The organism is Saccharothrix sp. NBAS 001 (assembly GCF_056640475.1).
In genome coordinates this window covers 5055126-5075947 of record NZ_CM153251.1, presented here as the reverse complement: position 1 = coordinate 5075947, position 20822 = coordinate 5055126, and the positions used below count along the sequence as shown (strand labels likewise).

The 20822-nt window shown below is 70.6% G+C and carries 14 protein-coding genes and 1 pseudogene; 9 read left to right on the top strand and 6 right to left on the bottom strand.

Features of this window, described 5'->3' with window-relative positions:
* Window position 1: 1 nt before the first annotated feature.
* Window positions 2-2458 (bottom strand): ABC transporter permease, encoded by a 2457-nt coding sequence (locus tag AC0HI0_RS20890; protein WP_480934058.1) that lies wholly within the window; start codon window positions 2456-2458, stop codon window positions 2-4.
* Between the two features lie 208 nt (window positions 2459-2666).
* Here AC0HI0_RS20890 and AC0HI0_RS20885 point away from each other — a divergent pair, with 208 nt between their 5' ends.
* Window positions 2667-4211 carry a chitinase gene (locus AC0HI0_RS20885; protein ID WP_480934057.1) on the top strand — a complete coding sequence of 515 codons (1545 nt, stop codon included), beginning with the start codon at window positions 2667-2669 and terminating at the stop codon, window positions 4209-4211.
* A gap of 378 nt (window positions 4212-4589) precedes the next feature.
* Here the strand turns inward: AC0HI0_RS20885 and AC0HI0_RS20880 are convergent, their stop codons facing one another.
* The 3 genes from AC0HI0_RS20880 to AC0HI0_RS20870 form a co-directional block, all read right to left on the bottom strand.
* The gene (locus tag AC0HI0_RS20880) at window positions 4590-5498 is read right to left on the bottom strand and encodes a helix-turn-helix domain-containing protein (protein WP_480934056.1); all 909 of its coding nucleotides are present in this window, start codon (window positions 5496-5498) and stop codon (window positions 4590-4592) included.
* A 741-nt stretch (window positions 5499-6239) separates the two neighbouring features.
* Window positions 6240-6395, bottom strand: a complete 156-nt coding sequence (locus tag AC0HI0_RS20875; RefSeq protein ID WP_480934055.1) for a hypothetical protein — start codon at window positions 6393-6395, stop codon at window positions 6240-6242.
* Window positions 6396-6578: 183 nt separating this feature from the next.
* A complete protein-coding gene (locus tag AC0HI0_RS20870; protein WP_480934054.1) occupies window positions 6579-6998 on the bottom strand; it encodes a hypothetical protein in 420 nt (139 codons plus the stop codon).
* Between the two features lie 362 nt (window positions 6999-7360).
* Here AC0HI0_RS20870 and AC0HI0_RS20865 point away from each other — a divergent pair, with 362 nt between their 5' ends.
* The gene (locus tag AC0HI0_RS20865) at window positions 7361-7519 is read left to right on the top strand and encodes a hypothetical protein (RefSeq protein ID WP_480934053.1); all 159 of its coding nucleotides are present in this window, start codon (window positions 7361-7363) and stop codon (window positions 7517-7519) included.
* A gap of 733 nt (window positions 7520-8252) precedes the next feature.
* On the opposite strand, the gene AC0HI0_RS20860 is transcribed toward AC0HI0_RS20865, so the two are convergent.
* Window positions 8253-10991 (bottom strand): discoidin domain-containing protein, encoded by a 2739-nt coding sequence (locus AC0HI0_RS20860; RefSeq protein WP_480934052.1) that lies wholly within the window; start codon window positions 10989-10991, stop codon window positions 8253-8255.
* Between the two features lie 1458 nt (window positions 10992-12449).
* Between AC0HI0_RS20860 and AC0HI0_RS20855 the strand changes: the two genes are divergently transcribed.
* Window positions 12450-13043, top strand: a complete 594-nt coding sequence (locus AC0HI0_RS20855; protein ID WP_480934051.1) for a short chain dehydrogenase — start codon at window positions 12450-12452, stop codon at window positions 13041-13043.
* A gap of 44 nt (window positions 13044-13087) precedes the next feature.
* Here AC0HI0_RS20855 and AC0HI0_RS20850 read toward each other — a convergent pair whose 3' ends face one another.
* Window positions 13088-13963, bottom strand: a complete 876-nt coding sequence (locus tag AC0HI0_RS20850; RefSeq protein ID WP_480934050.1) for an SIS domain-containing protein — start codon at window positions 13961-13963, stop codon at window positions 13088-13090.
* 209 nt (window positions 13964-14172) lie between these two features.
* Between AC0HI0_RS20850 and AC0HI0_RS20845 the strand changes: the two genes are divergently transcribed.
* From AC0HI0_RS20845 to AC0HI0_RS20820, 6 genes and pseudogenes are all read left to right on the top strand, one after another.
* Window positions 14173-15450: an ABC transporter substrate-binding protein gene (locus AC0HI0_RS20845; protein ID WP_480934049.1), complete on the top strand. Its 1278-nt coding sequence runs from the start codon at window positions 14173-14175 to the stop codon at window positions 15448-15450.
* Window positions 15450-16406, top strand: coding sequence for a carbohydrate ABC transporter permease (locus AC0HI0_RS20840; protein WP_480934048.1), 957 nt, complete (start codon window positions 15450-15452; stop codon window positions 16404-16406). Before AC0HI0_RS20845 ends, AC0HI0_RS20840 begins: the two co-directional genes overlap by 1 nt.
* A gap of 25 nt (window positions 16407-16431) precedes the next feature.
* On the top strand, window positions 16432-17238 hold the full coding sequence (locus AC0HI0_RS20835) for a carbohydrate ABC transporter permease (protein WP_480934047.1): 807 nt from the start codon (window positions 16432-16434) through the stop codon (window positions 17236-17238).
* 19 nt (window positions 17239-17257) lie between these two features.
* Window positions 17258-18622 (top strand): annotated as a pseudogene (locus AC0HI0_RS20830) (Gfo/Idh/MocA family protein); the annotation flags it as partial.
* Window positions 18623-19260: 638 nt separating this feature from the next.
* Window positions 19261-20079, top strand: coding sequence for a hypothetical protein (locus AC0HI0_RS20825; protein WP_480934046.1), 819 nt, complete (start codon window positions 19261-19263; stop codon window positions 20077-20079).
* A gap of 58 nt (window positions 20080-20137) precedes the next feature.
* Window positions 20138-20791: a hypothetical protein gene (locus AC0HI0_RS20820; RefSeq protein WP_480934045.1), complete on the top strand. Its 654-nt coding sequence runs from the start codon at window positions 20138-20140 to the stop codon at window positions 20789-20791.
* Window positions 20792-20822 lie beyond the last annotated feature (31 nt).

Genomic DNA, 20822 nt, shown 5'->3' with positions numbered 1-20822 from the left:
GTCAGCCACGGATCAGCTCCCCGATCCGCGCCGAGCGCACCGCCCGCACCGCGATCCACGCCGCCACCAGCACGACCAGCGCGCTGCCCGCCACCGTCGCGCCCAGCAGCGGGAACACGTTGGGCAGTTCCGGGGTCGGGGTCAGCCGGGGCGCGGGGTCCAGCCGGGGCACCGCGTACCCGCTGCTGATCGCGCTCGCCGAGAGCCCGACGACGACCGCCGCGACGGCCAGCGCGCCCAGTTCCAGCAGGTGGCTGGACAGCAGCGCGGCGGGCCGCAGCCCCATCCGGGTGCTGAACGCGCCGGACAGCGCGTTCTGCCGGCGCCGCACCTCGATCGCCAGCAGCAGCGCGATCGCGGCCACGACGGCGAGCACCGCGCCGATCGCGGCGACGAAGCCGAAGGTCCACTGGATGGTCAGGAACGGCAGGCCCGCGATCGCCTTGGACCGCTCGTTGCCGTTGCGGTAGGTGATCCCGTTGTCCGACAGCACGTCGGTCATCTCGCGCAACGACTTGGTCGACCACACGTACCAGGAGCCGACGTCCGACAGGTCCGGGACGAGGTCGCGCGGCACCACCCAGCCGGACGTGCCGAGCTTGGGGAACGACGCCAGGTGCGCGGTCGGCGTCACCTTGGGCAGGCCGGGCATCGAGATCTCGCCGGCCGGCGCGTTGCCGATCCGCAGCGGTCGGCCGAGCAGCGCCGGGTCGACGTCGTGGGTGAACGCGCCGTCGCCGAACGTCGCCGGGTCGACCACCAGCGCCATCCGGTCGTTCAACTCGCTGACCCCGACGACGGTGGAGTTCCCGCGCAGCCCCTCGGGCAGCTCGATCAGGTCGGAGATCCGCACGTAGCTCTCCGCGCCCGTGTACATGCCGGATTTCATGTCCAGCGCGGTTTTCTGCGAGCCCGCGATGCTGGTGCCCACCGCGATGGTGCCGATGGCCAGCACGCCGACCAGCAGCACGCCGGTCACCGGCCCGGCCGCCGCCGCGAGCCGCCGCACGGCCAGTTGCGCGGCGGGCTTGGACCACATCGACACCCGGTGCGACGCCTTGAGCGCCCAGCGCGCGACCCGGGCCGCGACCAGCGCGGTGGTGAGCACCACGAGCAGCGGGAAGGCGAGCGCGGCGGCGTCGATCCGGGGCAGGCCGCCGATCTTGGTCGGCGAGGACAGGCCGCTGTCCTGCACCCGCAGCCACGCCCACACCGCGAGGCCCGCGGTGGCCAGTTCCCACGGCACGGCGGCCAGCACGCGGCGCGCGCGGTTGCCGGTGGTGGAGGACTGGAACACCCGGTGCGCGCGCACCGCGGCGGTCGCCCACGTGACGACCAGGCTCAGCACCACGACCACCAGCACGGCCAGCGCCCCGGTGGACGTGGTGCCCGGCGGCAGCGCGGTGGAGGGCGCGTAGACCGGCAGCAGCAGCCGGGCCACGCCCAACCCGAGCAGCCCGCCGACCAGCAGCGGCAGGCCGAGTTCGAGCAGCGCCCGGCCGCCCAGCGCGGCCGGGCCGGAGCCGCGCACCCACAGCAGCCTCAGCTCGGTGTGCCGCCGCTGCGCCCACTGCACGGTCACCGTGGCCACCCCGGCCAGGCCGATGAGCAGGCTGATCAGCGTCAGCGGCAGGATCGCCGAGCGCACGTTCGCCGCGGTCTGGTGGGCGTTCTCCACCGGCAGCACCAGCGGCGACATCACCCGCACGCCCATGTCGTCGAACTTCTGCACGCGGGCGGTGCCGGCGGCGAGCAGGGCCTCGGCCTCGTTCACGGTCCGCGGGACGGCGCTGGGGAACCGGACCGACACGTCGACGACCGGGGCGAGTTCGGGCGGCAGCGCGTCGAACGCCGCGGCGTCGGGCATCCACACGACGGCGGTCGGGAGGTCGTTGTCCTTGCGCATGGTGTTCGGGACGACGTATTGGCGCTCGGAGCACCACCACGCGTCGAGCGGGTCGCGCACGTCGGCGTAGACGGCGGTGACCGGCGGCAGCTTCCCGCCCATGCCGCGCTTGCCGAGCTGGAGGTCCGTGGTGGCGGCGATGCTCTTGGGCACCCACAGCCCGTCCTTGCCGCCGCCTTCGAGCACCTTCAGGTGGTCGGTCGCGCCGGGCCGGAAGCCGAACTTGGCGTAGGTCTGCTTGCCGCCGAAGTCGGTGCGCGCCTCGCGGGTGTAGGCGGCGGGCAGCACCGGCTGGTCGCCGGACGACGCGCGCACGTCGTCGAAGAACGGCGTGACCTGCTTCGGTGGGAGCGCGATCTCCAGCGAGGGGTGCAGGGACTCGGTGCACAGCCGGTCCTGCTGGTAGTCGATGGCGGCACTCCCGGAGGCGGCCGAGTGCATCACCGCGGCGGCCACCACGAAGCTCAGCAGGAGCGCGGTGACCAGGCTGACCAACAGCGTCAGCGGGCTCGACAGCGCGGCGCGCGGCGCGGCTCTCCACGGGATCTGCACCCCGTGAACGTTAACCGGCCCTAGCTGATCAACGTGTCTTTTTCCCTACTTTCGTATGGTTCCGGACACCTTCCACCGAGAGTAATCGCGCGAACACGCTGTTTCGCCGGACGATCTCCGGTCTCGCCCGCGACTCCTTGACACCCCGACTGTGGTCTAGTCCAATTTTCCCCACCTGGAGGCCGCCACCGCTAGGAGGCACACGACGATGTCGCGCAGAGTCCTGTTCGCGAGGGTGGCGGCGGTGGCGGCCCTGGTGGCCGGCGCCGTGGCGGTGGGGCTCGCCCCCGCCTACGCCGCCTCGGCCACCGCCACGTTCGCCAAGACCCAGTCCTGGGATTCCGGCTACACCGGCCAGTTCTCGATCAAGAACGACACCAGCGCGGCCATCGCGTCGTGGAAGGTCGAGTTCGACCTGCCGTCCGGCACGTCGGTCGGCGCGTACTGGGACGCGTTGCAGACCAACGCGAGCGGGCACTACACGTTCACCAACCGCAACTACAACGGGAACGTCGCGCCCGGCGCCACGGTCACCTTCGGCTTCAACGCCTCCGGCACGGCCGTCCCGGCCAACTGCAAGCTCAACGGCGCGCCGTGCACCGGGGCTCCCACGGTGACCACGACCACCACGACGACGACCACCGGCACCACCACGACGACCACGAGCACCAGCACCAGCACGACGACGTCAACCACCACGACGACCCCGACCACCACGACGACGTCCACCCCGCCCACCGACCTGCCCAAGCGGGTGCTGGTCGGCTACCTGCACGCGAGCTTCGCCAACGGCTCGGGCTACACCCGGATGAAGGACGTGTCCCCGGACTGGGACATCATCAACCTGTCCTTCGCCGAGCCGACCTCGGTCACCTCCGGCGACCTGCGCTTCCAGCTGTGCCCGGTCGCGGAGTGCCCGAACGTCGAGTCCGAGGCCGAGTTCATCGCGGGCATCCGCGAGAAGCAGGCCCAGGGCAAGAAGGTGCTGATCTCGATCGGCGGCCAGAACGGCCAGGTCCAGCTGACCACGACCGGCGCGCGCGACGCGTTCGTGCGCAGCGTCGGCGCGATCATCGACCGCTACGGCCTCGACGGGCTCGACGTCGACTTCGAGGGCCACTCGCTCTCGCTCAACGCCGGCGACACCGACTTCCGCGCCCCCACCTCGCCGGTGGTGGTCAACCTGATCTCCGCGCTGAAGTCGCTCAAGGCCCGCTACGGGGCCAAGTTCGTGCTCACCATGGCACCCGAGACGTTCTTCGTCCAGCTCGGCTACCAGTTCTACGGCGGCGGCTCCGGCCAGGACCCGCGCGCCGGCGCGTACCTGCCGGTCATCCACGCCCTGCGCGACGACCTGACCCTGCTGCACGTCCAGCACTACAACTCCGGCCCGATCACCGGCCTGGACAACCAGTACCACTTCATGGGCGGCAGCGACTTCCACGTGGCGATGGCCGACATGGTGCTGGCCGGGTTCCCGGTGAAGGGCGACGCGACGAAGTTCTTCCCGGGCCTGCGCCAGGACCAGGTGGCGATCGGGCTGCCCGCGAGTGTCAACGCGGGCAACGGTTTCACCTCGGTCGCCGACGTCCACAAGGCGCTGGACTGCCTGATGAAGGGCACGAACTGCGGGCCCTACAAGCCCAAGGCGACCTACCCAAACCTGCGCGGCCTGATGACCTGGTCGATCAACTGGGACAAGTACAACGGGTTCGAGTTCTCCCGGCAGCACCGGGCGTACCTGCCCCGGTAACGTCCAGAGTTTCTTCAGAGCAAGGGATTCCCCGGTCCGGGGCGGGCTGCCTACAGTTCGCCCCGACCGAGGGAGGCCCGCCCCCATGACGACCGCACCGGCACCGGCCCGCGCCCGGCGGGCCCGCCCGGTCGAGCCGCCGGCGGTGGCGGAAGCGGTCCTGCCGGGCCGTGGACGCGGCTCGGTCCCGGTGGCCGGTGCGCTGCCGCGCACGAGGGTGGCGCCGGCTGCGGCGCCGGCGTCCCCGCTCGCCGCACCGGCCACCGACCCCGCGCCGCCGGAGGCCGCCCACCCCGTTCTCCACCACGGCCCGGCTGACGATCCCGGTCGTCGGGCCGGTGGTGGACCCCAAGCCGCTCGCGGAGCACGCGCGGCCGGCTACCGCCAGCTCCACTGGATCCCGTACTGGCCGGGCACCGGGTCCAGCGTGATGAACTGGAACGTGCCGGCCGACCGGTTGAACGTCACCTCGCCGCGCTTCTCCACCGGCAGCGCGTGGCGCGGCTGGAAGTAGCCGTTGCAGCGGCGCGGCAGGTGCTCGGGGTCGAACGCGATCTGGAGCACCAGGTCGCGGGCCGGCCGGTAGATGGCCAGCTGGGCGTGCCGGTCGGTCTGCCCCGGCGGGAACCGGACGCCGAACTCGACGGCCGCCAGCTCCCCGGCGTCCAGCGGCCGGTCGAGCACGAACTCGAACGCGCACGTCGCGGACGGCACGTCGGCCCGGAACCGGGCGGGCCGGCAGCCCTCGGTGTAGGTCACCGCGGGCGGCTGGGTGAGGCTGGAGCAGCGGGTGACGAAGATGAACCGGGACGTGCCGTCGTGGTCGGCGCGGATCAGCCGGCGCACCCGCATCGACTCCTCGTGCCCGCGCCCGTCGACCCGGTAGGACACGTACTGCGAGAGCCGGTGCGGGGTGTCCAGCTCGTCCGGGGTGGCGTCCACCTTGGCCAGGGCGCGGGCCACCGACTCGGGCCGGTCCCACATCTGGTCGAAGGAGATGGTCGGGCCGGTGCGGTTGGTCCACCGGCCGCGCGGTCTGCGCGGGCCGAGCAGGGCGGTCAAGGTCTCCGGCGGCTGGCCCAGGATCGTCTCCAGGGCGGTCACCGCGGCCAGCGAACTGGCCCGCTCCGGCCGGTTCTCGCCGTTCTGCCAGTAGCTCAGCGCGCTGATGCTGACCGGGGTCGACCGCTCGCGCAGCCGTTGGCTGATCTCGTTGAGGCTCAGCCCGCTGCGCTGGATCGCGGCCCGCAGCGCGGTACTGAAGTCGGCGGGGATCGTGGTGGTCATGACGGCCCCTTCGGTAACGCGCAGGGTGCGTTCGGGGAATTGCTGCCGCCCGGCAGCGTACCTCTCCGGCCGGGTCACGGGGAATTCCAAGAACGATCCGGACAATCGCCGGCGCACTCGTAACGCGTTCTCGGCATCGGCGTTCAACCGGGCGCGTGCCGAACTTGAGGGGGTGGTGCGCACCCGTACACCGACGGCCGCGAGCCCGTGCCCGCGCCGATCACCGCCCACGCCGGCACCCGCACGGCACCGCTGGCGGGCACCCGTCGGTACGCTGGGCGTTCAGAGTTATCCAGCTAGCCGGACACCTTCCCGTTGACGGCCGTTCGCCCCCGATTAGGGTCGGACCCGGCCCCCTCGCCGGAGGTCGACCCCGCCGGCGAAAGCCGTTGAGAACTTGCCCGATCCGCCACGCGGCCCAGGTCTCCGCAGGGCCTCGGCGGATATCCGCCCGGCTTGTGGAGTCCGCCCCTCGGCGGGCCGGCCGCGCGTTGCCGCACGACTTTTTCCGGCCCGGCTCCGCAACCCCGGAATTGGTCTCGACAAATAGCGTCCGAAATGGATGGCCGGGTCGGTTCTCACTGATCATGAGCAGAGGTCGTCGTGTCGACCTGTGGTTGCTCACCCTCATCGGGTCGCGTGGGCACCTGCAGGAGACGTGGGTCGACGCCACCGCGTGGCGTCCGCCGATGGCGAGCCGGGCGACCTGTCGTCAGAGGGTCGTGTGACGGCAGGTCGCGGTCAGACAGGCGTGACCAGGTGGTCCGCGTCGACGCCTCGGGGGCCGATCTCCCACAGGTCGGCCCCCACCACATCCGACACGGCCCGTTCGACGGTGTCGACGGCGTCGACCAGTTCCTCCTCCCGCAGTCCCTTCGCGACCTCACCCGCCCTCACCCGCCCTCACCGCATGGACGTATGCGGTCTTCCACGACAACACGTGTTCGGCAGTGCTGATGTGCGGGAGGGCGCGGGCGAGGATGAGAGCGCGGGGGAGGGCGTCGGCGATGTGGTGGACAAGGTCGCGGGCGAAGTGGAGCAGCATGGACCCCCGCACGCCTTCGCGGAGGCGGGTGCGGGTCAGGAGGCGCGCCGGGGCGTGGTTCCCGGCGACGGGTCGGCGGCCAGGCCCGCGTCGAGGGCCAGCGCCCACGCACGCGGATGGTCGACCTCCGGCCATCGCCGGTAGAGCGTGGTCACGGTCTCCTGGACCAGATCGGCGGTCAGTGCCACATCCGCGTCCTGCACCACCAGGAACCCCACCAGCGGCGTCGTCCACTCCCGGTAGAACACCACGAACTCGGCATCCCCTCCGCCGGACTCCTCCCGCCGTGCGGCATCCCGGTCCGCCGCCCCACCGCGATTCCGTTCCTCGCGGGGCCTCGACCTGACCAGCCGCACCCGCAAGCGGCTGCCGTCCCCACGCACGTCGTCGATCTCCACCTCGCCACCCGCGCCTTTGGGCAGACTGCCCGCAAGCTCCTGCACAGCCAAGAGCACGCCGACACCCCCACCGCGAAACCGGCCAGACCGACACCACCCGGACGGGGCAGCGCGCAAGGCCGGCAATCCCGTTTGACTCCTCGCGATCACCGGGAACGAACACCCGGCACCTATCCGGATGTCCAATGCGACTGTGACTTGGCCATGGGGTGCTCAAGTACCCGAGATGGTGTTCGATCTTGCCGAGAACCGAAACAATTGTCGGATTTCGGTAATCATGTACAGGCTCCATTCGGCGACCGGTTTCCGGTGCCGCCGTGGCGGACGCCGGTCGCGCCCGCTGTCCACCGCACCCCCGAGGGCATGTCGTCCGGATGGTGGCTCGACCCCGGACGTCCAGCAACGACACACTCGGTGCCATGACTACGAAACACCGTTTCGAGGACGACGAGGCAACCAAGAGGCGGAAGGCGGAACAGGCGCGGAAGGAGCGAGAGGAGAGGGAACGCCGTTCCGACGACGGCAGCAGGGACGACTACCGGGACGACGGCCGCCGGGAAGACCGCTCCGGCGACTAGAACCACATCTACACCCATTTTCTATGGCCGGCACGCAGAGTCAAAGATCAAAAACCCTCGTCTTTTATGTCGGCAGACGACCGCGCTCGACCATCAGGGTGCTCAACTGCATTGAGAATTGCTCACCGGTGCTCAGCTACCACACGCTAATGCTCAGATGCACTGAGAACGGACACCTCCACTGATCGCGGCGCGGCCCGCGTCCGACCCCGGCTCACCCGTCCGTGCGATGTCGCGTGGCCGCAATCGCCTGAACGGCCTAACGTCGGTGCTGCGAACCAGGAAGGGGAGCAGCATGACCAGGACGTTCCGCCGCACCGCCGGCCAGGAACACGTGGTCTGGTCGGGCTCGGGACACACCGGGCGGACCGCGATCCGCCCGACGCCGGACGCGCCATGTCCGGCTTAACCGCGCGGGGGTGTGCCGTGGCCGGCTTAAGAGCGCGGGGGTGCGCTGGGCCGCAACGCACCCCCGGACCCGACTACCGAAGGCCAGGTGTTCCGGCACATCCGCACCGGAGCACCGCAACCCCGTCACCGGAGTTGCCCAGCCGCCGACTGCCACCGGACCGTGGCACCAGCCGCCGGCGCCGGCCGCGCTCGCCGTTCCCCGCGAGCACGGCCGGCCAAGACCCCGACCTCGGCCCCGGGCGCGCCCAACACGCGCCCGGGGCCGACGTCGGCTCACACACCCGCGCCACGTTCGCGGAGCGACGTCCGCCCGGCTCGACCCTCACGACTTCGGCTTCAACGCACCGATCTCGGCCGCCGACGTCCACGCGCCACCATTCACCTCACCGGTCGCGCGCAACCTCAGGTACCGGCCCTGCTTGACCGGGAACCGAGCGGCCTTCTCCGCCTTGGACGAGTCGAACACCCCGGACACCACCGCCGCGCCCCAACTCGTGCCGTCCGCGCTCACGTACACCTCGTAGCTCTTGATGCCGCCGTTCACGCCCACGTCCTGCCGGGGCAGGTAGGTCAACCCGCTGATCGGCTGGGACGCACCCAGGTCGAGCTGGATCTCGTGCGGCACGGTCGAACCCGACCACGCGGTGTGCCACATCGTGCCGGGGTCGCCGTCGATCGCGTTGACCGCCGCACCGTTCTCCCCGGCCGTCTCCTGGCTGTCCGCGTACTTCACCTTCCAGCCGGTCTTCGCGATCGGCTCGTCGGCCGACGACGGGATCGGCTGCGGCGTCGGCAGAACCGCCCCCGACGCCTTGACCGTGAACCCGCCCGCCTGGCCGCCGGTGCGCACGTTCAGCACCCCCGCGTCGAAGAACCAGCCGGTCGCCGCCGCGTCGTACGCGGCCTTGGTGGCGTGCCGGGTCAACGTCGCGGAACCGAGCGACACCGACGTCGGCGCACCCGCCACGTGCACCGCCAGCTCGTAACCGCGCGACGACGGCTTGCCGGCGTAGCTGCCGTTGGACGCGCCGACGTCCACCGTCACGTCACCGGTACCCGACGCGGGTGCCGTGACCGTGACCCGCTGCTTGGCGAACGCGCCGTTCTGGAACTGCCTCGTCACCCCGTCGTCCTCGTACAGCTCGAACGACGACGTGCCGCGCGGGTGGATGTCGAACGTGATCGGCGTCCTCGGCTTCTCCCGGCTGTGGTTCATCTGCGGCCACAGCGGCACGATCGCCCCGCCCTTCACGAACAGCGGCAACCGGTCCAGCGGCGCGCGGTACCCGTCGAACGTGCCCGGCCCCTGGTAGACCGTGCCGGTCCAGTAGTCGGTCCACGTACCGGCGGGCAGGTAGATCCCGTCACGGGTGGACGCCGCCGACGTCACCGGGGCCACCAGGAACGAGTCACCCGCCATGAACTGCTGACTGGTCCGGTTCCCGCGCGCCACCGGGTCGTCCGGGTACTCCAGCACCATCGCGCGGGTGGTCGGCACGCCGGTCTCGTGCGCGACCCGTGACATCGAGTAGAAGTAGGGCATCAGCCGCATCTTCAACTTGAGGTAGTCGCGGTTGATCGCGTTGTGCGCCGCGTCGAACCGCCACGGCTGCTTGTCGTGGAACCCGGCCGACGGGTTGGTCGCGCCCCAGCCCGACATCGACATCATGACCGGCGTGAACGCCTTCCACTGGAGGTCGCGGGTGTAGGTGTCGGGACTGCCCGCGAAGATGCCGTCCACGTCGCCCGCCGCGTAGTTCAACGCCGACAGCCCGGCCCCCGCGATCGCCGGCACGTGGAACCGCATGTTGTTCCAGTCGCCTTCGGTGTCACCGGTCCACACCACCGCGTTGCGCTGGGTGCCGGCCCAGCCGTCGACCGTCCAGACGAACCGCCGCGCGTCGCTGTTGTCCTCGATGCCCGCGACGGCCTGGTTGACGCCCTCGAACGCGTACTTGTAGCCCGAGCCGATCCACGCCACGTCCGTCTTGATCATCCGGCTGCCGGAGACGCCGACTTCGCTGCCGACGTTGTTGAGCCCGGTGGATGTCCACAGCCCCGTGTAGAAACCCTTGTCGTGCAACGACTGCACGGTGCTGGTGAGATTCTTGTACGCGCAGCCGTAGCCGTCGTTGGGCAGGAACCAGCCGGACGGCATGTCCGCCGCGCGGGCCTGCTCGGCGTACTTCAGCACGTCGGGCGTGTTCTGGTGGTCGACGCGGTTGTGGTCGCCCTGGTAATCGGGGTTGGTGGCGTTCCAGCAGTCCGCGTGGCCCATCTCGAAGCCGTAGATCGGTGCCAGGAAGGGCTTTCCGGTGACGTTGGTGTAGCGGTCGAGCACGTCCTTGAGGCCGCCCGCGAAGTACACCGCGTCGAACCGGTTCTCGTTGTGCGTGGTCTGCACGGTGGGCCCGAAGGCGTAGCTGCCGGGAGTCCACGTGTTGCGCACGACCCCATATCCGTTGGTGGACATGTAGAACGGGGCCGGGCTGGCGTTGTTGCCCTCGTTCCACTTGTTGTCGATCGCGACCGGAACGGTGAGATCGCGCAACGCCCACTGCCCCAACCGCAGCCCGGTGCCGTAGAACTGCTCGTCACCACCCCGCGTGAGCCGCTGCCGTGCCTTCCCGTCACCCCAGCTCAGCCCGGCCGACTCCTGCCAGATCAGGGTGCTGTTGTCCTTGCGGTACAAGGAGAACCGGAGCGGGTTCTTGTTGGCCCGGAGCACCACCGAGCCGGTCTCCACCTTCTGGTAGGTGCCCGCGTCGCTGACGGTGACGGGCACCGGCCCGAAGTTCGTGTTGGTCAGAATCGCACCGCCGACGGGGTCGGCGAACACTCCGCCGGGCCCGAGCTGGAGCCGGAACACGTCGGGTTGCAGAAAATCGACCCGGACCTTGTCGGACCCGGCGGTCAGGGTGACCGAGGCCCCGTTCTGGGTGATCCCGGTGAGCGCGCCGAGGGTGGTCTCGGCGGCGCGGGCGGGCAGGTGCTGCCCGAGCGCGAGCAGGGTCGCGACGACAACGACCGCGAGGGGTCGGCGTGGGGGGACGATGAGCATGACGGCCTCTCCGACAGGGGTGAAGATGCACGAAAATGCGTGAAAGTCGCCATGACAGTACATAACTGAGCACCACCACGGAACCCGACGTCACCCATCCAGCCCAGGTCAGAAGGACGAACCTCGCCCCAGCCCGCCCAAAACCGCAGCCCCCACCCCGTCTTCAAACGTTTCGCCGCACCCACGCGCCCACCCGAACCCCGCACGCCCACGCACGCCACACGCACGCCGCCCCCACTCGATCAGGTGAACCACCTGAATCGTGACAACCTGGGACGGGCCTCAAAGCATGAGCCTAAATAGGCACGGAGGCGACTCAGGCGGACCCACACAACCGGCCCCACCCCCGCGCCCCCCAACCCACCCCGCCCCGCGCCCCCGACCCGCACAACTCCCCAACACCGACCCGCGCAACTCCCCAACACGCAGCCCCAGCCCAACCGCGCCCACCCGCCACACCCCGGACCTGACCCACACCCCGACCTGACCCCGCCACGTTCTGACCTCGCCACGTTCTGACCTCGCCACACCGTGATCGCGCCACGTCCCGGCTGCCCCCACGACGCCTGCCCCACGACCCTGCCACTTCGCCCCGCCCCGCCCTACCCTCACCACGCTCGACCCACAACGCCCGACCAGCCGCCACTCGACCAGCCGCCGCTCGACCAGCCGTCGACCCGACACCTGGCTACCCGCCAGGCACCGCCACTCGCCGTCGGCCGTCGCCTGCCGCCCAAGGCGCTCACGCCTGCCCGCACGCCCGCCTGGCACTGCCCGCACCGGCCCGGCTGGCGCGTGCCGCCAAGCGTCAAGCGCCAAGCGCCAAGCGCCAAGCGCGTCTGCCCGACACTCGCGCCCGACCGGCCTGCTGAGGCCGTGGGGTTGCTCGGTTGCTCCGGCACTTTGCCTGGCGCGTTGGGCTGGCCTTGCGCGTCGGGCTTGCCTGGCGCGTTGGGCTTTGCCTCGTGCGCCAGACCTTGACTCAGTTGGATGACCAGGCCGCGTCGCATCCTGCGCGCCTGGCGGCTCGGCGTGCCTGGCGTGGCCAGTCCGGTTCGCGGGCTGGGACCTACGTACGCCGCTGGCGCACGTGTCGGCATACGTCCCGAAGGTCGCACGACGACGGCGGTCTGGCATGCGGAGTGGCGGGGCCGGTGTGCGGAGCGAGCCCGCGCGCCGGGGACGCGCGCTTGGAGACGCGGGGGCATAGACGCGGGGCGGCAGCGTAGGGACGGCGGCGCTGGGGCGTCTGGGTTGGGCTGGCTGGCTGTGCGGGTGGGCTGGCTGGTTGGGCTGGGCTCGGCGTATTGGGCTGGATGGGTAGGGAAGGTTGGGCGGAGGGGCGGGCGGGTGGGTTGGGTGGAGAGGTGGCGGTTTGGCTTGGTGTGGGCGGGATCGTGAAGGAATTGGCTGGGCGAGATCATGGGGGAGTGGGCTGGGCTCGATCTTGGGGGAGCGGTGGCGAAGGTTTTGGTGGTGGGTGCGTCCGGGACGTTGGGGCGGGCGGTCGTGGGGGCTTTGCGGGAGCGGTACGAGGTGGTGGGGGCGTCTCGGACCGGTGGTGTTCCGGTCGACTTGGGTGATCCGGGCTCGATCGATCGGATGTTCGCGGTTGTGGGTCTGGTTGATGCGGTTGTCTGCGTGGCTGCCCATGCGCCGTTGACGCCGTTGGCGGATCTCACCGACGGGCTCGTCGTGGATGGCCTGCGGGCCAAGTTGCTCGGGCAGACCACGTTGTTGCTGCGCGCGGTGCCGTACTTGGTCGACGGTGGGTCGGTGACGCTCACCGCCGGGACGTTCGTCGGGCATCTGCCTGGTGGCGCGGTGGGTGCGTTGGTCAACGACGGGCTCAAGGCGTTCGTCCGCGCGGCCGCCCCTGAGCTGCCCCGTGGGATACGGGCCAACACGGTCAGTCCGGGCTGGATCAGTGAAACCCTTGTCGCGCTTGGGCTCGCGGGGGAGGGCACGCCGGCTGCCGCGGCCGCCCTCGTCTACCTGGAGAGTGTCGAGGGCGCTGCCAACGGGTGCGACCTGGTGCCGGCGGCGGGGTGAGAGGTCCGCCTCCGGGCGACCGGACGGGAGCCGGCCGGGTGAGGTCAGGAGAGGATCACCGAGCGGGTCAGGTGGCGGGGTCGGTCGGGGTCGAGGCCGGTGGCTTCGGCGACGTGCACGGCCAGCCGTTGGGCGATCACCAGGGTGGCCATGGGGTCCAGGTCGTTGGTCACGAACGTCCCGCCGGTCGCCGCGACGTCCTCGGGCAGCCCGGCGGGGGCGGTGCCGAACATCCAGGCCACCCGGCCGGGGGCGGTGATGCTGATCGGGCCGTGGCGGTAGTCCATGGCCGGGTACGACTCGGCCCAGGCCCCGGCGGCCTCGCGCATCTTCAGCGCCGCTTCGTGGGCCAGGCCGCACGTCCAGCCGCGGCCCAGGAACGTGAACTGGTCGGCCCCGGTCCACTCCGGGCGCAGCGGGGTCGTCGACGCCGTGGCGGCGTCGGCGATCGCGGCGGACAGGTCCTCGCCCAGCGACGCGCGGAGCAGGGCCAGGGTGCTGGTGGCGAACCGGGTCTGGACCACGGACGCCTCGTCGGCGAAGTCGAGGACCACCAGCTCGTCGGCGATGTCCGCGACGGGGGTGCCGCTGTCGGCGGTGATCGCCGCGGTCGGGACGGCCACCGAGTCGAGCAGGTCGAGCACCTCGGACGTGGTGCCGGAGCGGGTGATGGCGACGACCCGGTCGTAGTCGCGCACGCCGGGGAACTCGGAGGCGGCGAACGCGTCGGTCACGCCTTGGCCGTGTCCTTCGCGCAGCCACGCGTAGGACTGGGCGATGAACCACGACGTGCCACAGCCGACGACGGCCACCCGCTCGCCCGGTCGGGGCAGGCGGGGCGCGACCTCTTCGGCCAGGTCGGCCGCCCGGCGCCAGCAGTCCGGTTGGGTGGCGATCTCGACAGCGACGTGGGTGCTCACGGGCTCTCCTCCAGGTGGTGCGCATTTCTGCACTCAAGCCATGAACATACTGCATGATTTTGCACTTCATCCACCCAGTTCTGGCTAGAACCGTGCTCAGATGGTGACAACTGGCTGTTGACCGGTGTGTGTTCGGGGGGAAGTATGTGCACAATTGCTCACCGGTCGCCTCGGTGTGCAGTGCACCACACAGCCCTCAGGGAGCGCCCGTGACCGCTGCACCACTCCGCGCCGCCGCCGCCCTCGCGGCCGCCGCGCTGGCCCTCACCGCCTGCGGCGGGTCGACCGCCGCGAAGGACGACGGCAAGTCCTTCACCTACTGGTCGATGTGGAAGGAGAACGAGCCGCAGGCGCAGGTCCTGGCGCAGGCGGTCGCCGACTTCGAGCGCGACACCGGCATCGACGTCACGGTGCAGTGGCAGGGCCGCGACGTCATGAAGAAGGTGGTGCCCGCCCTGCGCGGCGGCGACGTGCCGGACCTGGTGGACCAGGAGGAGGCGGCCGTCCGCGCCAACCTCGTCTCCTCCGACCAGTTCCGCGACCTGACCGCCGTCTACGACGCGCAGGTGCCGGGCCAGGGCAAGGTCTCCGACGTCGTCTCCCCGAAGTACACGACCACGCTGAAGAAGGACGGCAAGGCGTTCCTCGTCCCCTACGAGGTGATCGGCAACGGCCTGTGGTTCGACGGTTCGCGGCAGGCCGCGACCGCCGCCGCCCCGCCGAAGACCTGGGACGAGCTGACCGCGCTGTTCGCCAAGGCCAAGTCCGAGGGGCGCGCGCCGATCGCGTTGGACGCCGACATCGCCTACTACAGCGCCTACTGGACGGTCGGCGCGCTCCAGGGCGCGCTCGGCGCGGGCGAGGTGGACGAGTTGGCGCGCGACAAGTCCGGCAAGGCGTGGGACAAGCCCGAGGTGCGCGAGGTGCTGGCCAAGGTCAAGGCCCTGGTCGACCAGGGCTGCTTCATCGCCGGCTACGACGGCTCCAAGTGGCCCGCGGTGCAGGAGAAGTGGGCGCAGGGGCAGGCCGACTTCCTGCTGATGGGCTCCTGGGCGCCGAGCGAGACCGGGGCGAAGGCCGCCGCCGGGTTCTCCTTCCAGTTCGCGCCGCTGCCGGGTGCGAAGGCGGCGGTGCCGGTGAGCAACCTCGGGTTCGCGATCCCCAAGCCCGCCAAGAAGGCCGAGGCTGCGGAGAAGTTCATCGCGTACTTCCTCAAGGACGCCAACCTGACCAAGATCTCCACGACCGCGAAGAACCTGACGCCCAACCCGGCGCTGCCGGTGCCCGACGACCTGAAGGGCCTGGGCAAGGCGCTGGAGACGCTGCCGGTGTCGCGCCCGATCGACGGCATCGACGAGATCCCGGGTTACGCCGAGGAGGCGTTCTACCCGGTCAACGACCAGCTGATCAAGGGCAGGACGGACGTCGACGGGTTCCTGTCGCAGCTCGCCGAGAAGCAGGCCAACTACTGGAAGAAGAACGGCTGATGGCGGTCGCGTCCGCGGTCGCCGGACGCGGGGTGGGGCGGCGGGCGGGCGCGTCCGCCGCGTCGCCCACCCCGCTGGCCCGCCGGCGCCGCGCCCTGTTCTGGCCGTTCATCGCGCCGGCGCTGCTGCTGTACGTGCTGTTCTTCGTGGGTCCGGTGCTCGCGTCGGTGTGGATCAGCTTCCACAAGTGGGACGGGGTCGGCGAACTCGAACCGCGCGGGCTCCAGAACTACGAGATCCTTTTGGACGACAGCACGTTCCTGTCGTCGTTCGGCAACACCATGCTGATCCTGGTGGTGGTCGGCGCGGCGACGTTCGCGGTCAGCTTCGCGCTCACCATGGTGCTGCGGGAGATGCGCGGCCGGAAGTTCGTGCGGGCCGTGCTGTTCTTCCCCTACATCGTGTCGCCGGTCGTGCTGTCGGTGCTGTGGGGCTTCCTGTTCCGCTCGCCGGAGGGCCTGCTCACCACCGCGTGGCACGCGCTGACCGGCGCGAACCCGAACTGGTTGGGCGACAACCTGTTCACCGTCATCTCGATCGGCCTGATCTGGGTCAACACCGGGTTCTTCACCACGATCGTCATGGCGGGCGTGGACCGCATCCCGGCGGACCTCTACGAGGACTCCGCGCTCGCCGGGGCGACCGCGTGGCAGCGCTTCCGCTTCATCACGCTCCCGCTGACGTGGGACGTGGTGGCGACGGCCGCGGTCATCTGGACCATCTCGTCGTTGAAGATCTTCGAGTTCATCTACGCGTTCGGCGGCACCACCAACGACATGCCGACCGTGGAGGTCTGGAACAGCGCGCTGTTCATCTACGGCAGCACGTTCGGCGGGCGCAACCCGCAGTACCAGTTCGGCTACGCCTCCGCGTCGGCGGTGGTGATGCTGCTCGTGGTCGGTGTCCTGGTCGTGCTGCTGCGAAGGGTGATGCGCCGTGCTTCGATCCAGTTCTAGGACCGGTCACGGTCCACTCCGGACGGTGGGCACCGGGCTGGTGTGGCTGCTGGCGGTGTTCAACGTCGGCGTGCTCGGCTGGATGGCCGTCGCCGCGCTGCGCGAGCACACCTCGATCTTCGCGCAGCCGTGGGGCCTGTCCACCTTCGGCCGGTTCGGCAACTTCGGGAAAGCCTGGTCCGACAGCGGTTTCGGCACGGCCGCGCTGAACACCGTGCTGCTGGTGGCCGCGTCCTCGGTGGTGCTGGTCGCGGTGTCGGCGCCCGCCGCCTACGCCCTGGCCCGCTCGGGCACCCGGATCTCCGGGGCGGTGTCGCTGTTCTTCGCGCTGGGCATCGGCATCCCGATCCAGGTCATCGTCATCCCGCTGTTCGTGATGCTGGAGAACGTCGGCCTGGTCAACAGCCTCGCCGGGCTGTTCGTGCTCTACGTGGCGCTGTCCGTGCCGTTCACCGTGTTCCTGCTGACCGCGTTCTTCGGCTCCCTGCCCGAAGAGGTCGAGGAAGCCGCCGCGATCGACGGCGCGGGGCCGCTGCGCACGTTCCTCCAGATCAGCCTGCCGCTCGCGCGCGGCGGACTGATCACCGCGTTCTTGCTCAACGCGATCGGGCTGTGGAACGAGACGTTCATCGCCCTGGTGTTCATCCAGGACACCGACTTGCAGACGCTCCCGTTGGCGTTGCTCGGTTTCATGCAGACCCAGCAGTACTCGGGCGCGGACTACGGCGCGTTGTTCGCCGGTGTCTGCATCCTCGTGCTGCCGATGCTCGCCCTGTACGTGTGGCTCGGCCGCCGCATCGTCGAAGGAATGACCCTCGGTGCCGTGAAGTAACGACCCCAAAGGAGCTTTCATGGTCGACGTCTCCCGCCGTTCCCTGTTCGGCGGCGCGATCGCCACCGGAGTCGCGTTGGGGGTCGGCGGCACGCCCGACGCCCTGGCCGCGCCGGTCGCGCGCCCGCGTCCCCGAGGCCAGGCGTCCATGATCGACGTGCCCTTCCCGTCCCTCAAGACCGTCCGCGTCGGCCTGGTCGGCCTGGGCAACCGGGGCGGTTCCATGGCTTCGGGCTGGGCCGCCGTGCCCGGCTGCGTGGTCACCGCGGTCTGCGACATCCGCACCGACCGCGCGCAACGCACCGCCGACCGGCTGGCCGGCGAGGGCAAGCCGAAGCCCGCGGTGTTCGGCGGTTCCGCCGACTCCTACCAGAAGTTGTTGGCCCGCGACGACATCGACTTCGTCTACGTCGCCACGCCGTGGGAGTTCCACTACGCCCAGGGCCGTGACGCGATGCTGGCGGGCAAGCACGTCGCGGTGGAGCTGCCGATCGCGACCGAGCTGCACGAGCTGTGGAGCCTGGTCGACACCTCCGAGAAGACCCGCAAGCACCTGATGCTGGCCGAGAACTGCTGCTACGGCAACAACGAGCTGGCCGTGCTGCGGATGTCCCACAAGGGGATCTTCGGCGAGGTCACCAACGGCCACGGCGGCTACCTGCACGACTTGCGGGAACTGCTGTTCGACGACGGCTACTACACCGACGACTGGCGCAGGCTCTGGCACACCCGCAGCAAGGCCAGCTTCTACCACATGCACGGCCTCGCGCCGGTCGCCGCCGCGATGGACGTCAACCGGGGCGACCGGTTCACCACCGTCGCCGCCACCGCCACGCCCGCGCGCGGCCTGGCCGACTACCGCGAGCGGTTCGTGCCGCGCGACCACCGCTCGTGGCAGGAGACCTACGTCAACGGCGACCTGGTGACCTGCCACATCACGACGTCGAAGGGGTATCGGATCCGCACCGAGCACGACGTCAGCACGCCCCGCCCGTACAGCCGGATCAACAGCATCGCGGGCACCAGGGGCATCTTCGAGGACTACGCGGGCACGCCGTCCGGCGCGCGCGTCTACTTCGAACCGGGCCACACCAACCACTCCTGGCGTGATTTCGGGCCGTTGCGCGACGAGCACGGGCACTGGCTGTGGCGGAAGTTCCCCGCGCCGGTCGGCGGCCACGGCGGCATGGACTGGATCATGCAGTGGCGGACCGTCCAGCTCATGCGCTCCGGGCTGGTGCCCGACATCGACGTCTACGACTCGGCCGCGTGGTGCGCGCCGATCCCGTTGAGCGCGCTGTCGCTCGCCGCCGGCGGCCTGCCCGTGCCGGTGCCGGACTTCACCCGCGGCGACTGGTCGCGGAAACGGCCCGGTCTCGATTCGGCGGAGACCGACATGCCCACCGGCGGCAGCGGCGCGCCGCCGCTCGCCGACCTGGCCGCCGCGTTCGACAACGTCGGGATCACCGACGAGGGCGACACCGCGCCCGGCGACTTCGACGGGGACGGCAACAGCTTCTCCGCGCAGAAGCTCGCCGCCGCCGGCCTCGCCCCCGGCGGCGTGGTCACCGCGCTCGGCGCGAGCATCACCTGGCCGCGAGCGGTCGGCGCGGCGAACAACGCGCGCGGGGCCGGACAGGTGATCCGCTTGTCCGGCAAGGGGAGCAGGCTGGTCGTGCTCGGCTCCGGCATCGGGTCGGCGGCCAGTGGCGAGGTGACCGTCGGGTACACCGACGGCACGGTCGCGCGCGGGACCGTCAGCTTCCCGAACTGGTCGGGGCCGGCCTCGGCGGGTGCGACGGCGGTCGCGGTGAGCGTGGGCCGCAACCGGCCGGACGGCTACGGCGACGCCGACCACCGTTACGCGGTGTTCGCCCACTCGGTCGCACTCGACCCGGCCCGGACCGTGCAAACCGTTGCCCTGCCGCACAACGGGGACATGCACTTCTTCGGACTCGGTCTCGCACCGTAGCTAACGGGACACCGCGCGCTGCCGATGCTGCGGGTGACAGGAGGTGGAAGTTGACCACCATCACCCGCAGCACGCCCGGTCTGCTGCGCTCGTTGCCCTTGTTCGTCCCCCTCTTCCTCTTACTCGTGGCGGCGCTGCTGATCCCGGTCAGTCCCGGCGGGGACGGCATCTACCGGGTCACCGCGCCGCAGTTCACCGTGGCCAAGCCCGACTGCGCCAAGGACGGCGAGACCACCAAGTGCGTCATCCCGGTCGGCGACCGGACGCTCACCGTGTCGATGAAGACCGACCTCCAGAACCTGAACTCCGGCTGCACCGCCACCTTCGACGGCAAGTCGGTCTCGTGCGCCCGCGATTTCCGGGTGGGGCGGCCCACGACACCCGCGGCGAGCGTGGGCGGTTTCACCGTGACCGATCAAGAGGCCGCGGCGGTCCGCGACGACCAGCCGTGGTGGAACGGGATCGGCGAGCGGTCGATCACGGTGTTCCTGTTCTGGGTGCTGGTCGCGCTGTGCACGGCCGTCACGGTGGCGTCGTGGGTGTTGTCCGCCACCGCCCGCGAAGCCAACCCGCGCCGCGCCCTGATGACCTCCTACACGCTCGTGGCCGCCGTGCTGCTGCCCATCGCCAGCAACTTCATGCTGGCCCCGGTGGACCGGGTGCTGGACCTGATGGGCGTGCTGCTGCTGCCGCACATGTCGCTGGCCCCGATCCTGGTGATGGTGCTGTGGCAGATGCTCGTGGGCCGGGAGATCACCGGCAAGGCCGGCCAGCGGCTGAGCCTGTCGCTCACCGCGCTGGTGGTCACCGCGGTCTACGGCTTCTCGATGCTGCTGTGGTCGGCGTTCTCGACGGGGCTGGTCGACTGACCCTCGCGGGCGGCGTTCTACCATCTCCACCAGGCCACTGATCTGGGGGGATCCGCCCGTGCTCATCCGCGTCTTGTCCGCTGTGCTGCTGGTCGCCGCGACCGGCGCGGGTTGCACCGCGATCCCGCGCCCGGTCGAGCGCCCGACGCCGACCAGTTCGTTCGTGCCGCCGACGACGCCCGCGATGCCGTACCTGACCGAGACGCCCGCGCTGGAGCCCACCGACCGCACCACGCCGCCGGGCACCACGCTCAAGTTCGGCGAACAGGCCGTCGTGCCGTTCTACAGCCGGTACGAGAAGGGCGTGGTCGGGATCAGCTTCACCGTCGACACCGCGCCGGTCACCGACGCCGACGTGGACAAGCTCAGCCTCGCACCCGAGGACAAGGAGAAGCTGCGCGGCCAGACGTTCTTCTTCGTCCGGGAACGCCTGGAGAACCTCGACGGCAACAACTACGCGACCGTCCTGGGGCCGAGGGTCACCGCGCGCACGGTGGACGACGGGATCCCCGGGATGCTGCTCGGCATGGCGGACATGTCGGTGCCCGGCTGCCCCGACCGCACCGACGCGCCCGAGTCGTTCGCCGCCAAGGGCGCGGTGTTCGAGCAGTGCCAGTTGTTCTTCGGCACACCCGACGACCCGATCGGCGTCGTGCGCTACCAGCAAGCGCCCTACGCCGCCGACGACCAATCCCTGTCCTGGCGCGGCTGACCGGCCCGGACCGCCGCGGCCGGGGGGACGC

Bases quoted from the DNA above. Each gene is read 5' to 3' on its own strand.
- AC0HI0_RS20880 (WP_480934056.1), bottom strand. From the start codon at position 5,498: ATGACCACCACGATCCCCGCCGACTTCAGTACCGCGCTGCGGGCCGCG.
- AC0HI0_RS20840 (WP_480934048.1), top strand. From the start codon at position 15,450: ATGGCGGTCGCGTCCGCGGTCGCCGGACGCGGGGTGGGGCGGCGGGCG.
- AC0HI0_RS20860 (WP_480934052.1), bottom strand. From the start codon at position 10,991: ATGCTCATCGTCCCCCCACGCCGACCCCTCGCGGTCGTTGTCGTCGCG.
- AC0HI0_RS20885 (WP_480934057.1), top strand. From the start codon at position 2,667: ATGTCGCGCAGAGTCCTGTTCGCGAGGGTGGCGGCGGTGGCGGCCCTG.
- AC0HI0_RS20865 (WP_480934053.1), top strand. From the start codon at position 7,361: ATGACTACGAAACACCGTTTCGAGGACGACGAGGCAACCAAGAGGCGG.